The following is a 21,711-nucleotide window of genomic DNA, read 5'->3' on the forward strand; positions in this document are numbered from 1 at the left end:
TGTTCGGCTCCCTTCATTCAGACATTAATTTTTCTTGTTGCAATCCAACAACTTACCATGTATTAAATTGATGACGCCGTTATCAAAAACACATTTCCCTCTTACGAATGTCATCACCACCTTCCCCGTGATCTCCATTCCGTGGTATGGAGTGTGTTTGTTCTTATAAAAAAGTTTTTCTTGGGAGACCGTCCATTTTGCCACCGGATCAAAGACCGAGAAATCTGCGTCACACCCGACGGCAATAGCCCCCTTTTGAGGCCAAAGTCCAAATATTTTGGCCGCTTTTGTGGATGTTAATTGTGCAAGTTCCTCTATACCAAGCCCTCTTTTTATTACTCCATAATTGAAAAGAATCGGCAAGAGCGTTTGAACTCCGGTTACTCCTCCCCAAACATCCCAAAAATTGCCGCGCGGCGATACTTTCTGAGATAATGTCGAAGGAGAATGATCGGAACTTACGATATCAATTTTCCCCGACAACAGCATCTCCCACATACCCTCCACGTCATCCTGCTTTCTCACGGGAGGCGTACATTTTAGAAATCCCTGCTGTTTTTCAAGATCGTCTTCGGTAAAAATCAGGTAGTGAGGACATGTCTCCACCGTGGCCTTGATTCCCCGGCTTTTGGCGGCGGTCACTTTCCTCACCACACTGGGAAGGGTTGCGTGACAAATATGAACGCGGGCACCACTGATTTCGGCGGCCTCTAAAACCATGTCCACCGCCTTTTCTTCGGAAATTGGAGGATGCGCACAGAGAAAGTCCCTTACGCTGTTGTTACCCGATGATCTGGCATCGATCTCCATCGCGCTGATAATTTCCTCATCTTCACAATGGACGCCTATCAAAAAATTGTGCTTCGCCGCTTCCAGCATTCCTTTAAGAAGGATATCTCTGGTAACATAAGGAAAATCGTCCCCCGCACAGCAGGTGAATGCTTTGAAGGCACAAACGCCCGCGGCTGCCATTTCCGCCAGGTCTTCCGTATTGTCATTTACCAGCCCGCCCCATAGGGCACAGTCGACGACTGCTCTTTCAAGAACCGCATCCTTTTTCCGGGTAAGCGCCGCAGATGAGATTATCGTCGGGTTTCCGGAGAGAGGCATGTCCGCCACCGTCGTCACACCGCCGGCGGCGGCGGACATTGTGCCGGTACGAAGATCCTCCCGATCAGGAAGCCCCGGATCATTAAAATGAACATGCAGGTCAATGACTCCCGGGAACAGATACTTGCGGCCGACATCAATAGTGGACACCGCCGGCAGACATCTTCCGCATGAAACTATATCGGCGATCTTTTCATCCTTTACGCAAACATCAGAGAGGATGACGCCCTGAGGGGTAACGACCATACCGTTCTTCAGCACAAGGTCAAACATATCTCTTTCCTGAAAGGCTATTTCAAGCCCACCATTGCGGCGATCAAAGCCATCCTTATAGGCACGCTGAAGGCCATTTGCTGGAAATAGAGCTGATATTCGCTGTTATCGATCGCCGGATCAAACTCAACGTCGTTCCGCGGCAGAGAGTGCATGATGCCGACCCTTTTGCCATTTTTCTTTTTTATCGTTTCCAGTCCTTCAAGCGTAACGTAAAATGGTTTTATCAGATCCAGGAATGCCGCACGGTCTTCGGGATTATCCTTGGGCACACTGCAGCCGGGCAGGTAGCAGGCGTCGCAGCCTGCCATCAGATCCATGATTTCGGCATTGCTCAAATCGTTGTATATCTCGTATTTCGCTCCGGCCTCGTTCAGCTTGTCCTGCACCAAAGGAAGCATCTTATTTTTACTTGAACCGACATAGATGATTTCAGCTCCCATCTGGGCAAGCCCCATAGCGAAAGAATGTCCGCTCCTCGCCCTTGAAAGATCCGGCGTGGCGATCATGATCTTCATCCCTTCAAAATTTCCAAAGGCCCGATAGCATGTGTAGAGGTCAAGTATCCCCTGCGTCGGGTGCGTAACATTTCCCCAGCCGCAGCTTATCACTGGTACCGTGGCTCCCTCCAGAGAACGAAATACGTTTCCGTCATCATAATGACGCAATCCGATTATGTCAGCATAGGTCGATACGGTCCGCAGATAATCAAAAAGGGACTCGCCTTTGGCGGTTGACGAGCTGTGAAGCGGATTAGATTCTGAAAGCACGCTGCCTCCAAGCCTTACCATTGCGTCTTCGGTACTAAAACGCGTCCTCGTGCTCGGCTGGAAAAATATTGTCCCTAAAACTTTATTATTCATCAAGTTCAGTCGGTGCTTCCAGAAGGGCTCTATCATTTGAGCCGCCTCAAAAAGGCTTATGAGCTGCTCGCGTTTCCAGTCTGTGAGGAAGATAAAATTTTTTCCCCGCATTCCGGTCTCTTCTAATTTATCTGCGATATTAACCGGCGCAAAACTTCTTGGAAGTGTCATCTCTGCTCTCCTTAACACATTTATTCTTTAAAGTTCCACATCTCTGTTGAAGTCTTTTGAATATACGTAGCTGAACCGCTCGCGGCCCGTCGCGTACGTCGCCTGTTCCGTATACGCGCCCATGAAAATAAAATCATCTTTTTTGACATGCACACGGTCAGGCCCCAGCGTGTAGATACCCTCCCCCGAGGTAACGTACGCCCCGTGCTCCTGTACGTGGGTCTCAATAAACGGATGGCAGGCACCAGGATCAAATGATAGGATGTGGAAGTTGAAATCAAAGGCAATGTCATTGACGGGCAGGAAATCTTTCAAAAAGACGTTATCCATCTCCGCATAATTCATCTCCTTGGCATTATTGATATTGCCGATCACCGGGGAGGGCAGGGGCACGCCTTTAACGGGAATGTAGCGCTGCTTATACAAAATCACCCGGAATATCCCGCCGGACGTGTTAAAGAGCTCCAGCCCTTTGTCGGCCGGGCAAAATGCAAATCCGCCCTGCTGTAATTTTTCAGTTCCGTCCTCGATCTTTACAGTAAGTTCTCCTTCTCCATCCATAAAATAAACAAACGTCTCGATCCCGTCTCCGCCCCACGGCATAGTTGTCTTTGCTCCCGGTGCAACCTCGGAGACAATCATTACAAAACTTGCTCCAAGTTTGGGGGAGGCTAGGATCGTTGACGCAAACCCCTCAAAACCAGGGAGGGTATTTATCACTCTGCCTTCCGGCGGAATAACAGAATATACTCCATGCTTGATGACTGCTCTTGTCGACAAAGGTTCAGTTGGGTAACCAATTCTTCCCATTTACAATCTCTCCTCTATATTTTTATTTGTATTGACAAATAGACTAGCGACTCCCGCCAAGGTAAGCCTCTTCGATCTCTTTATTGTGCAAAAGGTCAGAGGAATTTCCCTCCATGATGATTTGCCCCGTCTGGAGAACATAGGCCCGGTGCGACAACAGCAACGCTTTTCTGGCATTCTGCTCAACGATCAGTATGGTCGTGCCGAACTGCCTGTTAATCTCGGTCAGCTCCTTGAATATTTCGCTGATAATGATAGGAGCCAGGCCCAAAGAGGGCTCATCCAGCAGAAGGACGCGCGGTTTTGCCATCAAAGCCCTGCCTATCGCCAACATCTGTTGCTCCCCTCCTGACAGGGTGCCGGCATACTGCGCCCTTCGCTCGTTCAGTCTTGGAAAAAGCTTAAAAATACTTTCCATTTCAGATGCGATCTCTTCTCTGTTTTTTATAGGAAAGGCTCCCATATTAAGATTTTCAATAACCGTCAGCGGCGCAAAAACCTTTCGTCCCTCGGGAGACAGAGATATACCGGCAGAGACAATGTTGAAGCTTTCTTTAGGGAGCAGTTTCCCATCTAAAAACACTTCCCCGCCGGCCCGCGGGACAGCTCCCATTATGGCGTTCATCAGCGTTGATTTTCCCGCTCCGTTGGCACCGATCACGGCGACTATCTCACCGCGGTAGACATCCAGGTTCACACCCTTCAAAGCCTGGATAGCACCGTAATTGACCATCAGGTTATTCACGGAAAGCAGCGCAGCTTTGTCCTTCATCGCTAATCGTCCTCTCCCAGATAAGCAACGAGGACGTCCCTGTTGTTTTGTATCTCATTAGGAGTGCCCTCCGCTATCTTCGCACCAAAATTAACGCAGATGATATGCGGGCAAATTTTCATAACAAGCTCCATATGATGCTCTATCAACAGGATCGTCAGGTTGAAATCAGAATGCACTTTAAGTATCAGCTCGTTGAGCTGTTCGATCTCTTCCGCGTTCATACCTGCGGCAGGCTCGTCCAATAGGAGCAGTTCCGGCTCAAGAGCGATCGCGCGTGCCATTTCGAGACGCCTTTGAAGGCCATATGGCAAAGTCCCCGCCTCCTGCAGGTAACGATCCACCAGACCTACCCTTTCCAGCAATGCCATGCTCCGTTCTTTGGTAGCCTTTTCCTTGCCGTTCCAGCGTCCCAGGTGGCTCACCGCCTCCAGGAAAGAATATTCTTGCTGCTGCTGCATCGCCGTCATCACGTTTTCCAAAACAGACGCGTCATTGAAAAGCCTGAGGTTTTGGAATGTGCGCGATATCCCCATTCTAACAATCTGATCCGGCCTAAACCTGAGCAAAGATTTGCCATTGAAAAAGATTTTGCCTGAAGATACTTTATATACACCGGAGATAAGATTGAATATCGTCGTCTTGCCGGCTCCGTTGGGGCCAATGATGGCGGTAAGTTCTCCTTGTGCGATTGTCATACTTATGTCTTTTACGGCGTGTACCCCACCAAATGATTTGTTGACGTTTTCCAATCTCAGTATTTCATTATTCATACAAATCACCTTCCCGCCGCCGCAAGTTTTCTTTTACCGGCAATAAACTCCTTTATATGTTTGGGGGTGAGTTCATGTTTACCCATGATTCCCGAAGGTCTCAGAACCATTATCAATACCAACACCATCCCATATACCAACATACGGTATTTTGACATCGGCCGGAAAAGTTCCGTGACTAACGTAAGGATGGTCGCGCCTACAAGACTTCCGCTCATTGATCCTAGTCCGCCGAAAACAACCAGAGCTACCAGTTCCGTAGATTTCGCGGAGTCAAACATTACTGGCTGAACGAAAGACATATAGCCTGCCATCAAAGCTCCGGCTATTCCACAATAGAACGCCGATATTGCCAAGCTAAAAACTCTGTAATGCGCAGTGTGAAATCCAAGCAGCGATGAGGCTTGACTGTCGTCTCTGCAGGCCTTGAAAGCCCTGCCATAGTTGCCGTCGATTAGAAAAAACATCGCGGCCGCCATGAAAACCAAAAATGATAGTGCTACCGGCACCGTTGTAAAAGCGTCTATTCCTGGGTAGCCCCGCGCTCCGTTCGTGACGGAACCGCCATTTTCGATCAGAAGCCGGATTGTCTCTCCCAAACCTAACGAAGCGATGGAATAGTAGTCTCCTTCTAGTTTCAATGTCGGGATACCTATAAGCCACCCAACGATCATTGATAAAATACCGCCGCAAACAACGCTTGGAAACCAGTGAACAGAGTATTCAACAGTCATGACCGCCGCAGTATAGGCCCCTATAGCCATATATCCCGCGTGCCCTAAAGAGAAAATACCGGTAAAACCAGTAAGCAGAGAAACCCCCATGCCGGCAATGCAATTGATGCAAAGAAGAGCGATGATTCCCTCCATGTATCCCGACATACAGCCCACCTACACTTTCTCGCCAATTTGTTTATTGAAGAAACCTGTAGGCTTAAAGAGAAGCGTCAAAATAAGCAGTGAGAAAACTAGAATGTCACGGAATTGACTGGAAATATATGCGGTGGTCAGCATTTCGGCAAGCCCCAGCACCAGACTTCCTATTACAGCGCCCGGCAAAGAACCGAGGCCTCCGATGACAGCCGCGATAAAGGCCTTGATCGTAATTCCTCCCATCTGCGGATAGAGCGTGTATCTTGCAGATAAGAAGATGCCTCCGACGGCAGCCAATACGCCGGCAACAAAAAACACTATTGCTATTAACCGATTTACATTTACTCCCATTAGACCGGCAGTTCTAAGATTATAAGCGGCAGCCCTTATTGCAAGCCCCCATTTGGTTTTTATGAGGAAAAGCTGCAGTATCACCAAAAAAATGGCAGAGATTACCAACGAGAACAAATCAAAGTAACTTGCCGTTACAACCCCGCCTAAATTAATACTCCCGCTGGGGAAAATAGCCGGCAGCGCTCTGAACCTTCCGCCAACAGATACGACGAAAATATTCTCAATAACAATACTTATACCCATGGAAGCGATCATCAGATATATGGTCCTGGATGACCGTTCCCTTATGGGCCTGTATGCGAGCCTGTCTGTGAACACCGCGACGACGCCGGCTCCAACCATTGCAGATATGGCGGCTGTGGCAATATCCATGCCGGCGGAGAGCATCGCATAATAGCAAATATAACCGCCGATCACCAAGAAACCACCATGTGCAAAATTCGAAAAGAGAAGGATCGAATATACCAAAGAATATCCGACTGCGATAAGCGCGTATACTGAACCTAAAGATAGACCGTTTAGTATCTGGCGAAGCAGTATTTCCATAATTTTAACCCTCCATAAAACAGTGCGGCAATGTTTGCTAGATGCTTATTGAAGAATCTCCCGCAAAGGTGATGCGACCGCCCATAACCGTCATGTCAACGGGAATGGAGGCTATTTCGTTTGGCTTCACCAAGAAAGGATCTTCCTTTAAAATCACCATGTCCCCATATTTTCCATTTTCCAACGTTCCCTTTAGCTTTGATTCGCCACAGACCTCCGCTGAGCCCAGCGTGTACATACGAAGCGCACGGTCAACCGTCAGGCTTTCATTGGGCAGCCATCCATTTACAGGCAGGCCCTCCGCGTTCGTCCTTGTGACTGCAACCTGTATCCCCCAAAGCGGGGCAAACGGTTCCACAGGAGAATCGCTGCTTCCTCCCAATTCTACGCCTACATCGAGAAGAGATTTCCATGCATAGCTTTCTTTTTCCCTTTTTTCTCCAACCCGGTCCTTGACCCAACGCCATTCGCTCGCGACGAAGGGTGCCTGTACGTCGGCATTGACTCCCAGCCTCGCCATACGTTTATAAATTTCCTGATTTCCGACTTGACAATGAACTATGCGATGTTTCCATGGATTTGCATGTTTTTTCTGAAGAGATTCAATAATATCGAGAACTTTGGTACTTGCCGCGTCCCCGATAGAGTGAATGGCCATTTGCATGTCGCTAATATGAGCAAGAGTCATCATCTCTAAAAGTTCTTCATCACTATGGACGAAAAGCCCTTTCGTCTCCGGTGCGTCATAGTAGCTCTCCGCAAGAGCTGCCGTCCTTGATCCTAGAGAGCCGTCAACTATAATTTTTAACGGGCCGGTGTAGAACAATTCTCCGCCATCGCCGGTTCTGCGCCCTTGGGCAATAAATGGATTCAGCATATCCATATTTCTCAGCAAATACTGCTGCCCTACTCTTAATGAAAGTTCTCCCGCCGCCGCCAATTTTGAATATGCGTCATCAAGAAAATCCACATCATTAAGAACCATGATCAAATCATCCGACTGTGCAGATGTCATTCCCGCCGCCGCGCCCAGCTGCGTCATCCTTTTTAAAAGGAATCGCGATCTTTCCGGTGTGATTTTGGGAAGCAGTTTTTTTACCCAGCCATCAAGAGCCTCTCTGCGAACGACCCCCGTTACGTTGCCATCGGAATCTTTGTCAACAACGCCGCCTTTTATACTAAATTTTTCATCAATTTTCGCTATCTCGAGCGCTTTTGTATTAAGGACGCCGACGATGCCGCAGCAACGCTGGTAAAGGATGGGACGGTCAGAACTTATTTTATCTAAATCATGCCTAGTGGGGTAGGCTTTGCCTGGGAATTTTTCCTGATCCCAGCCTCTGCCTAAAATCCATTCAGATTTACTTTGAATTGTTTCGGCATCTTTACGGCCTATTTCAATCATTTCACCTATCGAATTGACATTGCCTAGCCACGTTTCATCCATAACCTTAGAAGTTTCCATGAGGTGGATGTGACTGTCATAAAACCCGGGGAGGACGGTACGCCCTTTAAGGTCTACTTTTTGTACGCAACTATCACAGTTTGCCAGAACATGACTTGCCTGACCAATAGCGGCAATCCTTCCTTCGTCGATAAGTATTGCCTCCGCCTGCCTATGATCTGCAAATGGTCTGATCTTTCCATTAAAGAACGCTATTCTATTTTTACTAACAGTCATGATATCCACCTCACAAAAAAATCTATCTCTCTATCAGGTCAATTGAAATTATCTGCGCGATAAACTCCTTTTACTTAACCGTCCACGTCTCTACGTAGTACATTTTTCCAGAGCGGAACTGCTGAATGACGAGCGGCTTTGCGAGAGGGTCGTGTGTAGCCGGATCCATTGTAAGTTTAAAATGAGCGAGCTGGAGGTTTTTAGTTTTTTCGAGGGCGTTCTTTATGCTTTCTCCGTCATATTTTCCGGCCCTCTTAAGAGCGTCCGTAATTGCGTACATTATGTCATATGCCATGACTACGCTGGTATATTCGGCCTCTTTTGCACCGTATTTTTTTTCATATTTTGCCAAAACTGACTGAACGTTCTTGTCCTCTAAGTCCATATTGCTGGACCAGTAACTGTTATTCATCGTATCGCCGGCTATCTCGTACATCGTCATGCTAAAACCGTCGCCTCCCAACAGGGCCGGTTTCCAGCCCAGTTCCGCCGCCTGTTTTACCATCAGTCCCATTTCTTTATACATGGAAGGCATTACAAGGGCGCCGGCGCCAGTAGCTTTAGCCTTTGTCAATTGTGCTCTGAAGTCAACGTCTCCAGACCTGTAGCCATATGAAAATACTTTTCCGCCCAACTGCGTGTAACGCTCGACAAAAAACTGTTTTACACCTTCCGAAGACTCACTGCCTACGTCATGCAGCAGCGCGGCTGTTTTGATTCCTAATTTCTTAAAAAGATAGTCGGCCATAACTGTTCCATGCCAAGGATCCGTTGCGCAGAGCCTAAACACATACGGGCGAACCTTCTTTTTCTTGGCATCGAACGTTGCCGCCGGATTGGAAGCAAATGGAGAAACGAGCGGGACACGGGCCCTTTCAAGTATAGGTGCCAGCGCCATTACCATTCCGCTGCTATTCGCGCCTCCCAAAACCTGTACGCCATCATCGATCATACGGCGGGCGGAGACGATTACGTCTTCCTGCCTTCCTCTGTCATCGTAAACTATGAACTCCAGCTTTTTTCCGTTGACTCCACCCGCAGCGTTGATTTCGTCTATCGCGATATTGGCACCCCGAACCTGCTCCTGTCCAAAGGTGGATCCTTCTCCGGTTAATGATGCCAAGAATCCGATCTTGATGGTATCTGCCGCCATTGCTGAAGAGACGAAAATCAAAACGAGGCTTAATGCTGTCAACGCTCTTTTTATTGTTTTCACACAAATCTCCTCCATTTTAAATCAAGGTCGTTGAATAACTTTCATGCTATCTGTCCTACAAAAACAAAACACTCATACCAAACCGGTCTACGGACACTGTGTCTCTTTGTAAAACATTAATGAGATATAGTTCTGCCCCTATATTCTCCCTCCTTTCTGTCAGGCTGGAACAATTGGAAATTTCTGGCAGCAGATCATTTAATTGCCTTGGCTACACACTTCCCATGAATAACCAAGGAGGGGGTAAAACAGTGGTAATTCAATTAAATGCCGCTAAATACCTTTGTACAATAATCACTTCATGCAACTAAATATATAATGGCGTACCTATTTTGTCATCGGAAATACAGGACAAATGTCAACGAGAAATATGTCTATATCAGATAAAAAATAGTCCTCTAAAATCCTGATTTTGATATAATACTATTATCTTTTTGCAGCGCGAAGGGGGAAAATCATAATGATATGGACGACTGACAAGATGGTAAGTCTTCTGGAAAAGACAGAAATAAGCGACGTCTTGCAAGAGGCTTTTTTAATCTCCGGCAACAGTTTTTCATACAGGGATAACATTACATTAAAGACTATCGCCTACTCCGAATCGCAGGAATTTCTAAGCACGGTTAGGTCGTGTCCGCTGCGCGAAACGGCAAAAAGGTATAAGGTCCGTCAAATCACAGAAAACAGCGTCGTGCGTGGTTATTTAATTGTCGATAAGATTACGGAACTGTCAGAGGACAGCAGAAACCTTACCGAGACAGTATTGCTGGCAATTAAGTTGTTGCTGAGGCAAACGATAACAAAAAAAACTCACGAAGCACGGATAACAAGCAATCTATTTTCAGAACTTATATCAGGCAAAATCACGACGCAGGAATCCTTGTCAAGCCGCCTTCGGCTGCTTTCAATAAAATTCCCCTGGAGCATGGTGGTATTATCCGCCGACTTCCCACATGTCACAAAGGAGGAAGAAGTGTATATAGAAGAACTTCTCACCAACAAAGTCAGTAATTTTTACCCTGATTCGTACATATATCACGATGGCGCACTTTTTTCGTGTATTCTCGCGTTGAAAAGGGTCACCTCGGCTGAAATATTGGAAAAGGATATACGTATGATAGCCGATCAGGTAAATTTGGAAATTTCAAGAAAAAAGGTGCTCTGTGACAAGATCCCATATTGGGGGTGCGGGAAAATATATCCTTCGCTGCTTTCATTGAAAAAAAGCTATTATGAGGCATCTCAGTCTGTTCTTTACGCGAAAATTTATTCTAATAAAAAAAACGATATCATCTTTTGGACGGATACCGGCGCTTTCAGATTAATAGGGCGATGCGCCGCCACTCAGGATGCGATCGATTTTCATAATGAAATCCTCTCACCATTTCTGGAATATGAATATTTAATAGAGACACTGGGCGGGCTGGACGCAAATAACTGGAATTTAGCAGGTACGGCAGAATCTCTGTCATGCCATTACAATACCATAAAGTACCGCTATAAAAAGATCCGTGATATCCTGACGGAGGGCGGGTACGATATTGAAAGCCATGATACGCGTTTTGACATTTCCATCGCTTTAAGGCTCTACAAAATTTATATGGAAAGAGGATTTTCCAATGAGGAAAAATAAAGAAACCTCTCAGCCCGCGGATAACGCGCTGGCTATCTTGCAGCAGCTTATCAGGATACGCACGAACCATACAGAGGGATACGAGATGGATGCCGTAAAATATATCGCCTCTCTCTTTCCGCCGAAAACAGAAATGTCCGTAATCGATCATGGCGGCAACAGAGGATCTCTGATCGTCGAAATCAAAGGTCGGGTACCAGATAAAAAGATTGCTGTCTTTAGTTACTTGGATACGGTAAAAAATATTGGCATGGACCGTTGGGAACACCCTCCTTTTTCCGCCGATTATATAAACGGCGCGGTCCACGGGAAAGGCGCGGCGAATATGAAGGGAGGAGTAACTTCGGCAATATTGGCCATGATGGAACTTAGCAGGACGCCGCCCCCGCCATTGTCGGTGTTGATGTGCCTCACGGCAGACGGCACAGGAGATGGGCTGGGTGCCGTCGAAATAGCAGAAAAAGGCTACCTTAATGGTGTTGTTGAAGCAATTTTTACCAGCGCAACAAAAGAAAAAATCGGCATATCGCAAAAGGGCGCCCTGTGGACAAAAGTAGAGGTGACTGGAACCACAAGTTATTCGGCATCTCCTTCAAGCGGCACAAACGCCGTTGAAGCCCTTATTGCATTTTGTCAGCGCCTTCGTAAGGAGGTAATAGGGAAAAAAAACAAAAAACACCTTTTGTTTGGGCTGCCCAGCTGTACAATCACGCAATTCAACAGTGGGACGGGAGAGGTCAATCAGATACCGCCTTACGCGGCGGCCACGATTGACATAAGGTTCATGCCCTATCAGGATCCAGAATCCATTATCAATTTATACAACAAAATTGCTAAAGAGTTATCAAAAACCTATGACGGCATCAGTGTAAAAATAGAGATCCTTAAAATACAAAACAGCGTCTACATCCCGGAGGATTCTGCGATGGTAAAAAGGTTTTCGGAAACGCTGTCATCAATGAATAAGAAAAGCGTCCTTACCGGTCTGAATATTTTCGGCGATGCCGCACATGTCATCCCCCGAACCGGCGTACCCTTTATTATTTATGGCCCTGGTGAGTATTCTTCCGCGGTTAATGAGAAGGTATCGCTGAAATCTGTGATCTCGGTCGCCAACGTGCTTGTAAAGTATATCCGGACCCATGATGCTAATTTTTAGTGCCGTGGCAGTTTCATATTTTTAATATACTCTGGAGATGTGGAGAAATTGCCTGAAGGACAGATGCCCCATGCGGTAAAGCAGCCTTTTTTGTTTAAACCCCCCATGTTTTTAGTGTATCCTTAAATTGCGGCGCTGTAGCCTGCCATACACACAAACGCGGACGGGCGGGCCGCCTTTTTCGTATGAAAGGCGGCCTTAACCGTCGATTCTTATTTTTATAACCGTTTCGTGCCGACGCTCCGTAAAAACCCCTATTTTTCCCTTATCATACTTGCAGTTTAAGTGTATGCTTTAGAATATGGTCGCTGACTATATTAGAAAAATTATCCATGCACGGAGGTCTCGTTATGGAGGATAGAAGATATCGTTCAGGAACTTTATTGGCGGCGCTTGCACTCGCGGCGGCGGCGTTGTTTTTTGTTGTCGCGCCTGTCCTCGGCGTGGGGGAGAGGGATTTTCTCATCCGCTCGTTTTCGCCGCAGGGGACCGTCACGGGCGGCGCGGAGGTGAAAGCGGTCTTCAGCCACGAGGCCGTCTCGGACGACGCCGTCGGGCGGACGCTCAAACCGGCCGAATATCCGCTTGACTTCTCGCCGCCGCTGGCCGGCTCCGGCAAGTGGAGCGACGCTTCGACCTTCGTCTTCATTCCCAACGGAGGCAGGCTGTCGGCCGCGACAAGGTACACGGCGACTGCGCGCTCCGGACTGCGCGACCGCGAGGGGCGGCCGCTGTCAGGAACACAGGCTTTTTCGTTCAATACGCCGGCGCTGGCCTTCAAGGGCGTCAAACAGACCGACTTCGACCCCGAGAGCGGCAGCGCCTCCTTTGAGCTTGAATTTTCCCTGCCGGTGTCGCCCGCCCGCCTGCGCGGCTACGCGGAGGTGCGGGACGCGGCGAAACGGCCGCTGAATTTCTCCGTAGCGCAGGGGCCGGCCTCAAAAAGGATCAGGCTTACGACGGAGGGGCTCTCCGAAAGGGAGGCGGTGCTCCATCTTGCCGCCGGGCTTCCCTCGGAGGCCGGGCCGCTCGGCCTTGAGAAGGCGGTCGCCGCCAAGCTGAAGCGCACGATGATCATGGAGCTGCGCGATTCAGGCGCGGCCTCCGAGATGGGCGGCAGCCGCATCTGGATCGACACCACATCTCCCGTCGATCTCGCGAAGGCCGCGGCTTTCATCGAGCTCTCGCCCGCCGTGAAGTTCACGGTGGAACCGAAGGACGGAGGCTTCGCGATCGCGGGCGATTTCAAACCGCAGGAGAGGATAAAGGTCACCGTCAGGAAGGGACTGCCCTCCGCGGGAGGCAAGGGGGCCGCCGGGCGGACGCTCGCGGCGGACTGGAGCCGCGCCTTCATCTTCCCCGATATCGAGGCACAGGTGCGTTTCGCCAGCCCGGGGCGGGTGCTTTCGCCGGCCGATTCTCTAAGGATACCGCTGGAGAGCGTCAACTTCGACAAGGTAAACATCCTCCTCTGGCAGCTTTACGACAACAACATCCCCATCGCGATGCGCAATGAGTGGGAGGGCTACCCGACGGAGCTCTCGCGCCTCATCGCGGAGAAGGAATATCTGGTAAAGGCGAAACCGAATGAAACGGCGCGCCGCGCGCTGGACCTCAAGCCTCTGCTCGAGGGGCGCAAGGGCGTCTTCCTCGTCGTGGCGCAGGGGCGCGGCGGCCGGGTATGGAGCGAAAGCCGCCAGACGATAAACGTGACGGACCTCGGCCTCACCGTGAAACTCGGCGGCGCTTCGGCGCTCGCGCGCGTGCTCTCCGTCTCGGAGGCCAAGCCGCTGTCCGGCGTGCGCGTGACACTCTGGTCGCACGCGAACCAGCTCGTCGGCGAGGGAAAGACGGACAGGAGCGGCGTCGCGAAAATATCGCTCAAGAACGCCGACGAAAAGGGCGCGCCAATCATCGCGCTTGCCGAGAAGGACGGGGACACCTCCTATATCCGCTTTGAACAGGGGCTCTACAACGGCAACGACGATTTTGACACCGCCGGCAGCCCCTGGCTGGACCGCGGTTATTCGGCCTTCTGCTACACGCCGCGGGACATCTTCCGCCCCGGCGAGACTCTGCCGGTACAGGCGATAGTGCGCGGGGCCGACGGCAGGGCCCCCAAGCCATTCCCTCTGGCGATGGAGGTCTTCGCGCCCAACGGCAAACTCTGGAAGACTGTGAGCGCGAAGCTCACGGAAGAGGGCGTATTCTCCGCGCGGCTCGACATTCCGGCCGACGCGCCGACGGGGCCGTGGAACATCTCCCTGACCACCCCCGGCGGAAGCGATCAGATCGGCAATAAAGAGATATACATAGAGGAGTTCGCCGCGCCCCGGCTCTTCGTGGAGGCGGCGGCAAAGCCGGCGGCGATCACGGGAGAGGGCGCGAGCGAGCTGTCGATAGCGGGCCGCTACACCTTCGGCAACCCAGGCGCGGGCCTGCAGTGGGAGGCTGAGTTCCACACCGTAGACCGCACATTCACGCATAAGGACTGGAAATCCTTCTCGTTCAGAGAGGCTGACAAAAAATTCACCTCCGAATCGGACTTCATCGCCTCCGGCGCGCTCGACGCGGAGGGGCGGGCAACGGCTTCCGTGAAGGGCACCGGCTGGAACGCGCCCTCGATGCTGGACCTCTCGGTGCGCGCGGGCGTCATGGACGACGGCGGGCGCTGGACATATAAGACGGTCACCATCCCGTGGTACCCGGCGGAGGTGATGGCCGGGATCGAAGCGCCGCGCGAGGCTGTACCCGGAAAAAGCTTCTCCTTCCGCGCCGCCGCCGTCACCATAGGCGGCAAAGCCGCCGCCGTCAAAGAGATGAAATATTCCCTCTTCCGCCGCGTGCGGCAGGCCGTGGTATTTGAGAGCGACGGGCGCATGACGAAGGAGATGCGGGAACAGCTGATACCGCGCGGCGAGGGGAGGATGCCGCTGTCAGGCGGCGCCGGCTCCGCGCGCGCGGAGATCAAAGAGGCCGGCGAGTACCTTCTCCGCGTCGAGACGGCGGACGGAAAGTCGCGCGCCTCGGCGGTGATCTACGCCTACGGAACGTCGGGCGGCGGGGATACATCCCTTCCCGATATGGCGGAGATAACGACCGATAAGAGGATATACAAAGCCGGAGAGACGGCGAAGATAAGGGTAAAATCGCCCTTCGCCGGTTCGCTGCTGATAGACGCGGAGACGACGGAGGCCGTCTGGAACGAGACGCGCGAGATGCGCGGCGCCGAAGCGGAGCTATCGCTCAAGGTGACCAAGGAAATGCGGCCAAACGCCTGGATCACGGCGCAGATAGTGCGCCCGGCGCAAAAGGACGGAGCGCCCGCGCGCGCCTTCGGCCTCGCCCCGCTGATGACCGACAACAGCGGCAGCCGCCTCAGCGTGGAGATAGCAAAAGCTCCTAAGCTGGAGCCCGGCAAAAACAAAATAGTTCTTACGGTAAAAGACAGCGCCGGCAAAGGGACGGCCTCGGACGTCACGGTGATGCTCGTCGACGAGACAGTCCTCGGCCTCACCGGGTATAAGACGCCAGATCCCTGGGATTTCTTCACCGCCCGCCGGATGCTCGGGATGGATACCTACGATATCTACGGGGCGCTCATCACGCCGGAGAAATCTTCCACCCCGCTCCTGACGGCCGGCGGAGGCGGCATGGCGGAAAACATGATGATGAAGTCCAGCCTCAGCCCGGTGCAGGCGCGCCGTTTCAAGATGCTTTCGCTGGTAAAGAGGGCCCGTTCGGATTCCGGCGGCAAATGCGAAGTTGAGTTCGACATCCCCGAATTCTCGGGCAAGGCCCGCATCATGGCCGTGGCCGCCACCGCGCAGGCGGAGGGGGGCGCGGAGACCGCGACGCAGATAGGGCGCGACGTGACGGCGGAGATCGCGATGCCGCGCTTCGCCGCTCCCGGCGATAAATTCACGGCGAACGTGCAGCTCTTCAACATGACGGATCGCGAGCTCACCGTAAAGCTGTCGGCGAAGAGCAAAAAGGCCCCCGCCGAGCTGGCGATATCGGGAGGCGGCAAAGAAAGCCGCACGGTGACGATAAAGGGAGGCGGCTCCGCGACGCTGCCCTTCGCCTTTGAAGCCAAGGGCGTGGGCACGGCGGAGATAACCTACCGTACCGAATGGTCGGGCGGCAAAAAGGGCGCGATCGAAAATACCATAGAGCTCCCCATCCGCCCCGCCGCACCGCGTGTCACGGAGAACCATGCTTCAGTGATCGAGCCGGGAAAGAGAGAATCCTTCAGCCTGCCGGGAAGCTCCCAAAAGGCGGGATTCGCGCGGGGCTTCGTGATGCTCTCGGCGATGCCGCAGATATCGCTCTCGGCCCTCGCGGACTTCCTCGTCACCTATCCCTACGGCTGTTTTGAACAGACCGTATCCGCCGCCTGGCCGCTGCTCGTACAGCCGGAGCTCGTCAAATACACGGACCCGGCCCTTGCGGACAAGGGGGCGCTGACACGCCGTATCGACAAGATAGAAAGCATACAGAATTACGACGGCGGCTTCCCGCGCTGGAGCGGCGAGTCGTGGTCGCAGCCGTGGGAGAGCCTTTACGGAGCCCACTTCCTGCTTGAGGCGAAGCGTATGGGCAGCAAGGTATCGCCAGACGCCCTCAAAGCCGCCGCCGACTACGCGCGGGCGCTGCTGCCCGTAATGCCCGACGGAGACGGAGACGCGGCCTGGCGTGAAACGCTGACCCGCAGGGCCTATGCCTCCTTCGTCCTCACCCTCGCCGGCGAGCCGCCCCTCGGCTGGATGGAGAGCCTGCGCGACAAGATAGGGGAGATGGAACCCTCGGGGCGGCTGCTGCTCGCCTGCGCCTACGCCGCGGCGGGAGATAAAAAAGAGGCGCAAAAGATAGTCGGGCAGAAGAGCGCGGCGCTGAAAGAGACGCCGGGCAAAAACATAAACTACGACTCAAACCTCCGCAACAGCGCGCTTTCGCTGCTGGCGAGGACATATATCGACCCGACTGGCGCGGAGGCCGCCGCCTCCGCCGCCGCTCTGCTGAAGGAGCTCAAAGAGAGGGGCCGATACAGCACGCAGGAGGGCGGCTTCTCGATGATCGCGCTCGGACGCTGGTTCTCGGCCCAGCCGCGCGGCGGAACGATATCCGGCAGGCTCGTCAGGGAACCCGGCGCGAAGACGATCGGAACGGTCGGCGAAAAGGAGAGGAGCGTCGCCGCCGAGGGCCTCGGCAGTTACATCGCGGAGAACGACGGCAAAGCGCGCCTCTATTCGGCCTGGAGCCTCTCCTATATCCCGGCGGGCGCGATAGCGGCAAGGAACGACGGCATTGAGATACGCCAGCGTATCGCCGACAGAAAGGGAAAGGTCGTCTCCAAAGAGGTCACGCGCGGGGAGGCGCTGACCGCCGCCGTCACGATCACGCCCAAAGCCGGCAGCCTGCGCGGCGTCGTCGCCGTCATGCCGCTGCCAGCCGGATTCGAGATCGAAAACCCGCGCCTTACGGGGGCCGGAGAAGAAAACGTGAGCGGCGTGCGCTCCGAAATACGCGACGACCGCCTCATCCTCTTCATCGAAGAGCTGCGCAAGCCGCTCAAATGGCACTACTCGCTGCGCGCGGTGACCGAAGGGACCTTCGCCTCGCCGCAGGTATACGCCGAATGCATGTACGACCCCGGCATATCGAGCGTCAGCGGCGGCGGAACGATCACGGTAAATGCCCCCAAATAAAAAGATCACAGCCGCCGCCGGCGCTCTGCCGGCGGCGGCATGGAAACGTTTCAAAGAAAAGGGGCTGCCTCAAAGGGCGGCCCTCGTCATCCTTTTGGTCCTGCTCGCCGCCAAGGCGGCGCTCGTCGTCACCTTTCCCATAGACGCCGTCCTTGACCGCCCCGCCTCGCTCGTCGTCACCGATAAAAACGGCGTCCCGCTGCGCGGCTCGCTCTCCACCGCCGGAGAATGGCGGCTGCCCCTCCCCCTCCCGGAGATGGGGCGCTGGATGCCGGCGGCAGTCGTAGCCCTCGAAGACCAACGCTTCTATCTCCACGGCGGCATCGACACGATAGCGATCGCGCGCGCCGCGTGGCAGAATATCGCCGGCGGCCGCATAGTCTCCGGCGCCTCGACGATAACCAGCCAGGTCGTGCGCCTCGCCGTCGACCGCCCGCGCACGCCGGCGGGCAAAGCCGTAGAATTCGCCCAAGGGGCGGCGCTGGAATTCTTCATGGACAAAGATAAAATCCTCGAGACATACCTGAACAGCGTGCCCTTCGGCGGCAACACGCGCGGCGTGGAAGCCGCCGCGCGCTCCTGGTTCGGGAAACCGGCGAAAGAGCTGTCGCTCGCCGAAGCGGCGCTGCTCGCGGGTCTTTTGAGAGGGCCCGCCTACTACCGTCCCGACCGCCATCCCGAACGGGCGCGGGAGCTGCGCGACCGGCTGATAGACACGCTGGAACGCCGCGGCGCCGCCTCCGCGCAGGAGGCCCGCCGCGCAAAAGCCGAACCCCTGCCCACGGCGCGCCGCGCGGTCTCATCCCTCCGCATACAGGCGGCGGAGGCCGCCGCGCGTTACGGCGGCGCGCGGGAGGGGCGCGACAGCTACGGGCGCTTCCGCTCCACGCTCGACAGCTCCCTCCAGCGGCTGCTCGCCGCGGAGCTGACGGCGGCGCTCGGCGGCATGGAGCCGGGAATCACCGCGGCGGCCGTCCTTGTAGAAAACGAAAGCGGCAAAGTGCGCGGCTACGTCGGCAACGCGCGCGAAGGAAGCGGCGGCGCCTCTTCCTGGGTGGACTGCGCCCTTTCGCCGCGTTCCCCCGGCTCCGTGCTGAAACCCTTCATCTACGCGCTCGCCTTCGAATCGGGCAAAGCGACGCCGGCGACGATGCTCGCCGACACGCCGCAGCAGCCGGCGGGCGGCGGCGCGCGCAACTTCGACCGCCTCTTCCGCGGCCCAGTATCGGCGCGGGCGGCGCTCGCAGACTCCCTCAACGTCCCCGCCGTGCGCATCCTTCGGACGGTCGGGACGGCGAACGCCCTCGGCCTCTTCCGCCGCCTCGGCTTCTCACACCTGACGCGGGAGGCGGAATGGTACGGAGACAGCCTCGCGCTCGGCGGCTGCGAAGTCTCGCCGCTCGAGCTGGCGCGCGCCTACCATACGCTCGCGGACGGCGGCGTCGACCGGCCGCTCGTATGGAGCGAAAAAGCCCGCCCCGCCGCCGGGACCAAGGTCATCTCCGCGGAGGGAGCGGCGCTCGTCCTCGACATCCTCAAAGATACGCGCCGCAACCTGCCCCTCTACGGAGAGGCCGACGCGGACGGCAAGATCGTCGCCTTCAAGACCGGCACCTCATACGGCCTGCGCGACGCCTGGACCGCCGCCGTCACAAAAAAATGGACCCTCATCGTCTGGTTTGGCGACCCAAGCGGCAGGCCGCACCGCGGCCTCGTCGGGCTCAGGGCGGCCGCTCCCTCCGCCGTAAGGATCATGCTCAAACTCACCCGCAAAGGCGCCCCCTGGTTCACGCTGCCGCCGGCGGTCGTCAAAAAAGAGCTCTGCGCGCTCTCCGGCGCGCCGAGAAACCAGTGGTGCCCCCAGGCGCGCCGCGACCTCTTCATCGAGGGAGTCTCCGACGGCGAACCCTGCCTCCTCCATACGGCGGCGGGCGGGAAGATCGCGATAAAATGGCCCGCGGAGCTCGAGACCTTCTTCGCCGGACGCGGCGGAGCCGGGGCGGAAAAACGCCTCGTCATCACCTCGCCGAAAAACGGCGCGATCTACACAAAGGGCGCGATAACGGAAAAGATCGCCCTCTCCTCGGAGGGCGGCAGGGGCGTGATCTACTGGTTCGCCGACGGCGAACTGATAGGAGACAGCGGCGCCGGCGCTCCTCTCGCGTGGACGATGGCGGCGGGGAGCCACAAAATAGCCGCCGCCGACGAATACGGCGCGGCGGACGAAATAGAGATAACCGTGAAAAGAGCGGCCGCCGGAGAGGCGGAGGACTTGCCGCTGCTTGAAGAAAACCGCTGACGGAGAGTATAATCACAGGCGTAGGGACGGTAAAATTATAAATTTTATAACGGAGGGACCCATTATGAGCATCAAATTCGTCGTCATCATCCAGTGCGACATCGCAAAACTCAGGTGCAGCGGCTTCGCCTGCACGAAGAGCTTCTACGACCGCGAGGGCTTCTTCAAAGACCTCGGCTACCCACACGGCACGCGCTACCTCGCGCTCACCTGCGGCGGCTGCTGCGGCGGTAGCATCGCCTCAAAGCTCGAACACTTTTCAAACAAACTGCTCAAACAGACTGACATAAAAAAAGACGAGGTCGCAGTGCACCTCTCCTCCTGCATGGTCACCGACAACTACCACCACGACCGCTGTCCGAACCTCGAATACATCAAGGGGATAATCCGTAAAAAAGGCTACAAAAACATCGCCGACGGCACCTTCCAAAGCACAAACGCGACAAAAAAACGCGAAGCGGGAATATACAAAAACCACGAGCTGGAAACATTCTGCGGCGCGGAGGACTAAAAGACAAAATAAAGCGGCCGCCCCTTTTACCCCCGGGGCGGCCATCTTTGTCGGTCACTGTGCCGGAAACAGACGTCGTTTTTTATTTGCAGTTATGAATACATATTGATATTTAGCATAATTATGCTAATATTCGATGCAAGGGGGCGATTACATGAATATGATCAGACCGGTCTCGGATTTACGAAATTGTTTTGCCGATATTTCTAAAACAGTGCATGAAACGGCTCAACCGGTATTTCTGACGAAAAATGGCTATGGCGATATGGTAGTCCTAAGCATGGAGGCGTTTGAGCGCTTACAGTTTGAAAGCGAAGTCTATTTTAAGCTGCAGGAAGCGGAACGGGAAGCGGAAATCACCAATAAGCGTTTTTCCTCCAAGGAGGTACTGAAAGCAATGAAAGAGGCCATCGGAGGAGAACAGGTTGTATAAACTGGAGTTTTTGCCTGTTGCACAGCGTGACATGGTCGAAATTGTGCAATATATAAGCAGGGAACTCAGTGACCCGACTGCTGCGGAGCGGTTGGCAGAGGAGCTGATCTCGGCGGCGGACGGCATACGGACGTTCCCGTATGCCAATCCCCACTATATCCCGCTGCGACCGCTCGCGCATGAATATCGGAAGCTGTCGGCACAAAATTATCTGATCTTTTACTGGGCAGATGAAGAAAAGAAGCTGATCACAGTCGCCCGCGTGCTCTATGCGAAAAGGGATTATAACCGGTTATTGGAGTCGTTTTCACGCGATAACTAGTCAAGCGTATCAATCGCCGTGAAGATTAAATATACCAATCTCTAGGGTGTGAATCTCCGGCCTGGATAGTATCTGGCGGCCGTCAGATCAAAGGTTAGCCTCCGCGCCCACCGCCGAGTGGGATATCAAGGGTGCGTGACGGCGGAGGCGGCAAAGAAAATGAGATAGAGGACCGCGCGGCGCGCGATCAGGATTTTTGCACTCC

16 protein-coding genes are annotated in these 21,711 nt (G+C 53.9%); 7 read left to right on the plus strand and 9 right to left on the minus strand.

Annotated features, from left to right (window positions below; translation table 11 throughout):
- Positions 1-24: 24 nt before the first annotated feature.
- From allB to CLOEV_RS14640, 9 genes are all read right to left on the minus strand, one after another.
- The gene (gene allB / locus CLOEV_RS14600) at positions 25-1,383 is read right to left on the minus strand and encodes an allantoinase AllB (RefSeq protein WP_034444661.1); all 1,359 of its coding nucleotides are present in this window, start codon (positions 1,381-1,383) and stop codon (positions 25-27) included.
- 17 nt (positions 1,384-1,400) lie between these two features.
- Positions 1,401-2,417, minus strand: coding sequence for an aspartate carbamoyltransferase (locus tag CLOEV_RS14605; RefSeq protein WP_034444663.1), 1,017 nt, complete (start codon positions 2,415-2,417; stop codon positions 1,401-1,403).
- Between the two features lie 27 nt (positions 2,418-2,444).
- The gene (gene allE, locus CLOEV_RS14610) at positions 2,445-3,227 is read right to left on the minus strand and encodes a (S)-ureidoglycine aminohydrolase (protein ID WP_245591142.1); all 783 of its coding nucleotides are present in this window, start codon (positions 3,225-3,227) and stop codon (positions 2,445-2,447) included.
- A 43-nt stretch (positions 3,228-3,270) separates the two neighbouring features.
- Positions 3,271-3,999 carry an ABC transporter ATP-binding protein gene (locus CLOEV_RS14615; RefSeq protein WP_034444665.1) on the minus strand — a complete coding sequence of 243 codons (729 nt, stop codon included), beginning with the start codon at positions 3,997-3,999 and terminating at the stop codon, positions 3,271-3,273.
- Between the two features lie 2 nt (positions 4,000-4,001).
- Entirely contained in the window at positions 4,002-4,772 is a 771-nt protein-coding gene (locus tag CLOEV_RS14620; RefSeq protein WP_034444667.1) for an ABC transporter ATP-binding protein, read from the minus strand.
- A 5-nt stretch (positions 4,773-4,777) separates the two neighbouring features.
- Positions 4,778-5,653, minus strand: a complete 876-nt coding sequence (locus CLOEV_RS14625) for a branched-chain amino acid ABC transporter permease (RefSeq protein ID WP_034444670.1) — start codon at positions 5,651-5,653, stop codon at positions 4,778-4,780.
- A 9-nt stretch (positions 5,654-5,662) separates the two neighbouring features.
- Entirely contained in the window at positions 5,663-6,544 is an 882-nt protein-coding gene (locus CLOEV_RS14630; RefSeq protein ID WP_034444673.1) for a branched-chain amino acid ABC transporter permease, read from the minus strand.
- 37 nt (positions 6,545-6,581) lie between these two features.
- Positions 6,582-8,225 carry an amidohydrolase gene (locus CLOEV_RS14635; protein ID WP_034444676.1) on the minus strand — a complete coding sequence of 548 codons (1,644 nt, stop codon included), beginning with the start codon at positions 8,223-8,225 and terminating at the stop codon, positions 6,582-6,584.
- Positions 8,226-8,295: 70 nt separating this feature from the next.
- A complete protein-coding gene (locus tag CLOEV_RS14640; protein WP_245591143.1) occupies positions 8,296-9,441 on the minus strand; it encodes an ABC transporter substrate-binding protein in 1,146 nt (381 codons plus the stop codon).
- A 460-nt stretch (positions 9,442-9,901) separates the two neighbouring features.
- On the opposite strand from CLOEV_RS14640, the gene CLOEV_RS14645 reads away from it, so the two are divergent.
- The 7 genes from CLOEV_RS14645 to CLOEV_RS14675 all read left to right on the plus strand — a co-directional run bounded on the left by CLOEV_RS14645 (position 9,902) and on the right by CLOEV_RS14675 (position 21,506).
- A complete protein-coding gene (locus CLOEV_RS14645; RefSeq protein WP_034444678.1) occupies positions 9,902-11,074 on the plus strand; it encodes a PucR family transcriptional regulator in 1,173 nt (390 codons plus the stop codon).
- Positions 11,061-12,233, plus strand: coding sequence for a M20 family metallopeptidase (locus tag CLOEV_RS14650; protein ID WP_034444681.1), 1,173 nt, complete (start codon positions 11,061-11,063; stop codon positions 12,231-12,233). Before CLOEV_RS14645 ends, CLOEV_RS14650 begins: the two co-directional genes overlap by 14 nt.
- Positions 12,234-12,583: 350 nt before the next feature.
- Complete coding sequence (locus CLOEV_RS14655) at positions 12,584-17,941, plus strand: Ig-like domain-containing alpha-2-macroglobulin family protein (protein ID WP_169732233.1); 5,358 nt, start codon at positions 12,584-12,586, stop codon at positions 17,939-17,941.
- Positions 17,928-20,240: a penicillin-binding protein 1C gene (gene pbpC, locus CLOEV_RS14660; protein ID WP_051485141.1), complete on the plus strand. Its 2,313-nt coding sequence runs from the start codon at positions 17,928-17,930 to the stop codon at positions 20,238-20,240. The genes CLOEV_RS14655 and pbpC overlap by 14 nt, the downstream gene beginning before the upstream one ends.
- 64 nt (positions 20,241-20,304) lie before the next feature.
- Complete coding sequence (locus CLOEV_RS14665) at positions 20,305-20,751, plus strand: CGGC domain-containing protein (protein WP_034444685.1); 447 nt, start codon at positions 20,305-20,307, stop codon at positions 20,749-20,751.
- Positions 20,752-20,905: 154 nt separating this feature from the next.
- Complete coding sequence (locus CLOEV_RS14670) at positions 20,906-21,184, plus strand: type II toxin-antitoxin system Phd/YefM family antitoxin (RefSeq protein WP_008708795.1); 279 nt, start codon at positions 20,906-20,908, stop codon at positions 21,182-21,184.
- Positions 21,177-21,506 carry a type II toxin-antitoxin system RelE/ParE family toxin gene (locus CLOEV_RS14675; RefSeq protein WP_034444686.1) on the plus strand — a complete coding sequence of 110 codons (330 nt, stop codon included), beginning with the start codon at positions 21,177-21,179 and terminating at the stop codon, positions 21,504-21,506. The genes CLOEV_RS14670 and CLOEV_RS14675 overlap by 8 nt, the downstream gene beginning before the upstream one ends.
- The last annotated feature ends 205 nt before the right edge of the window (positions 21,507-21,711 follow it).

Origin of the sequence: Cloacibacillus evryensis DSM 19522 (genome assembly GCF_000585335.1) — a bacterium.
GTDB classification, from domain to species: Bacteria; Synergistota; Synergistia; order Synergistales; family Synergistaceae; genus Cloacibacillus; species Cloacibacillus evryensis.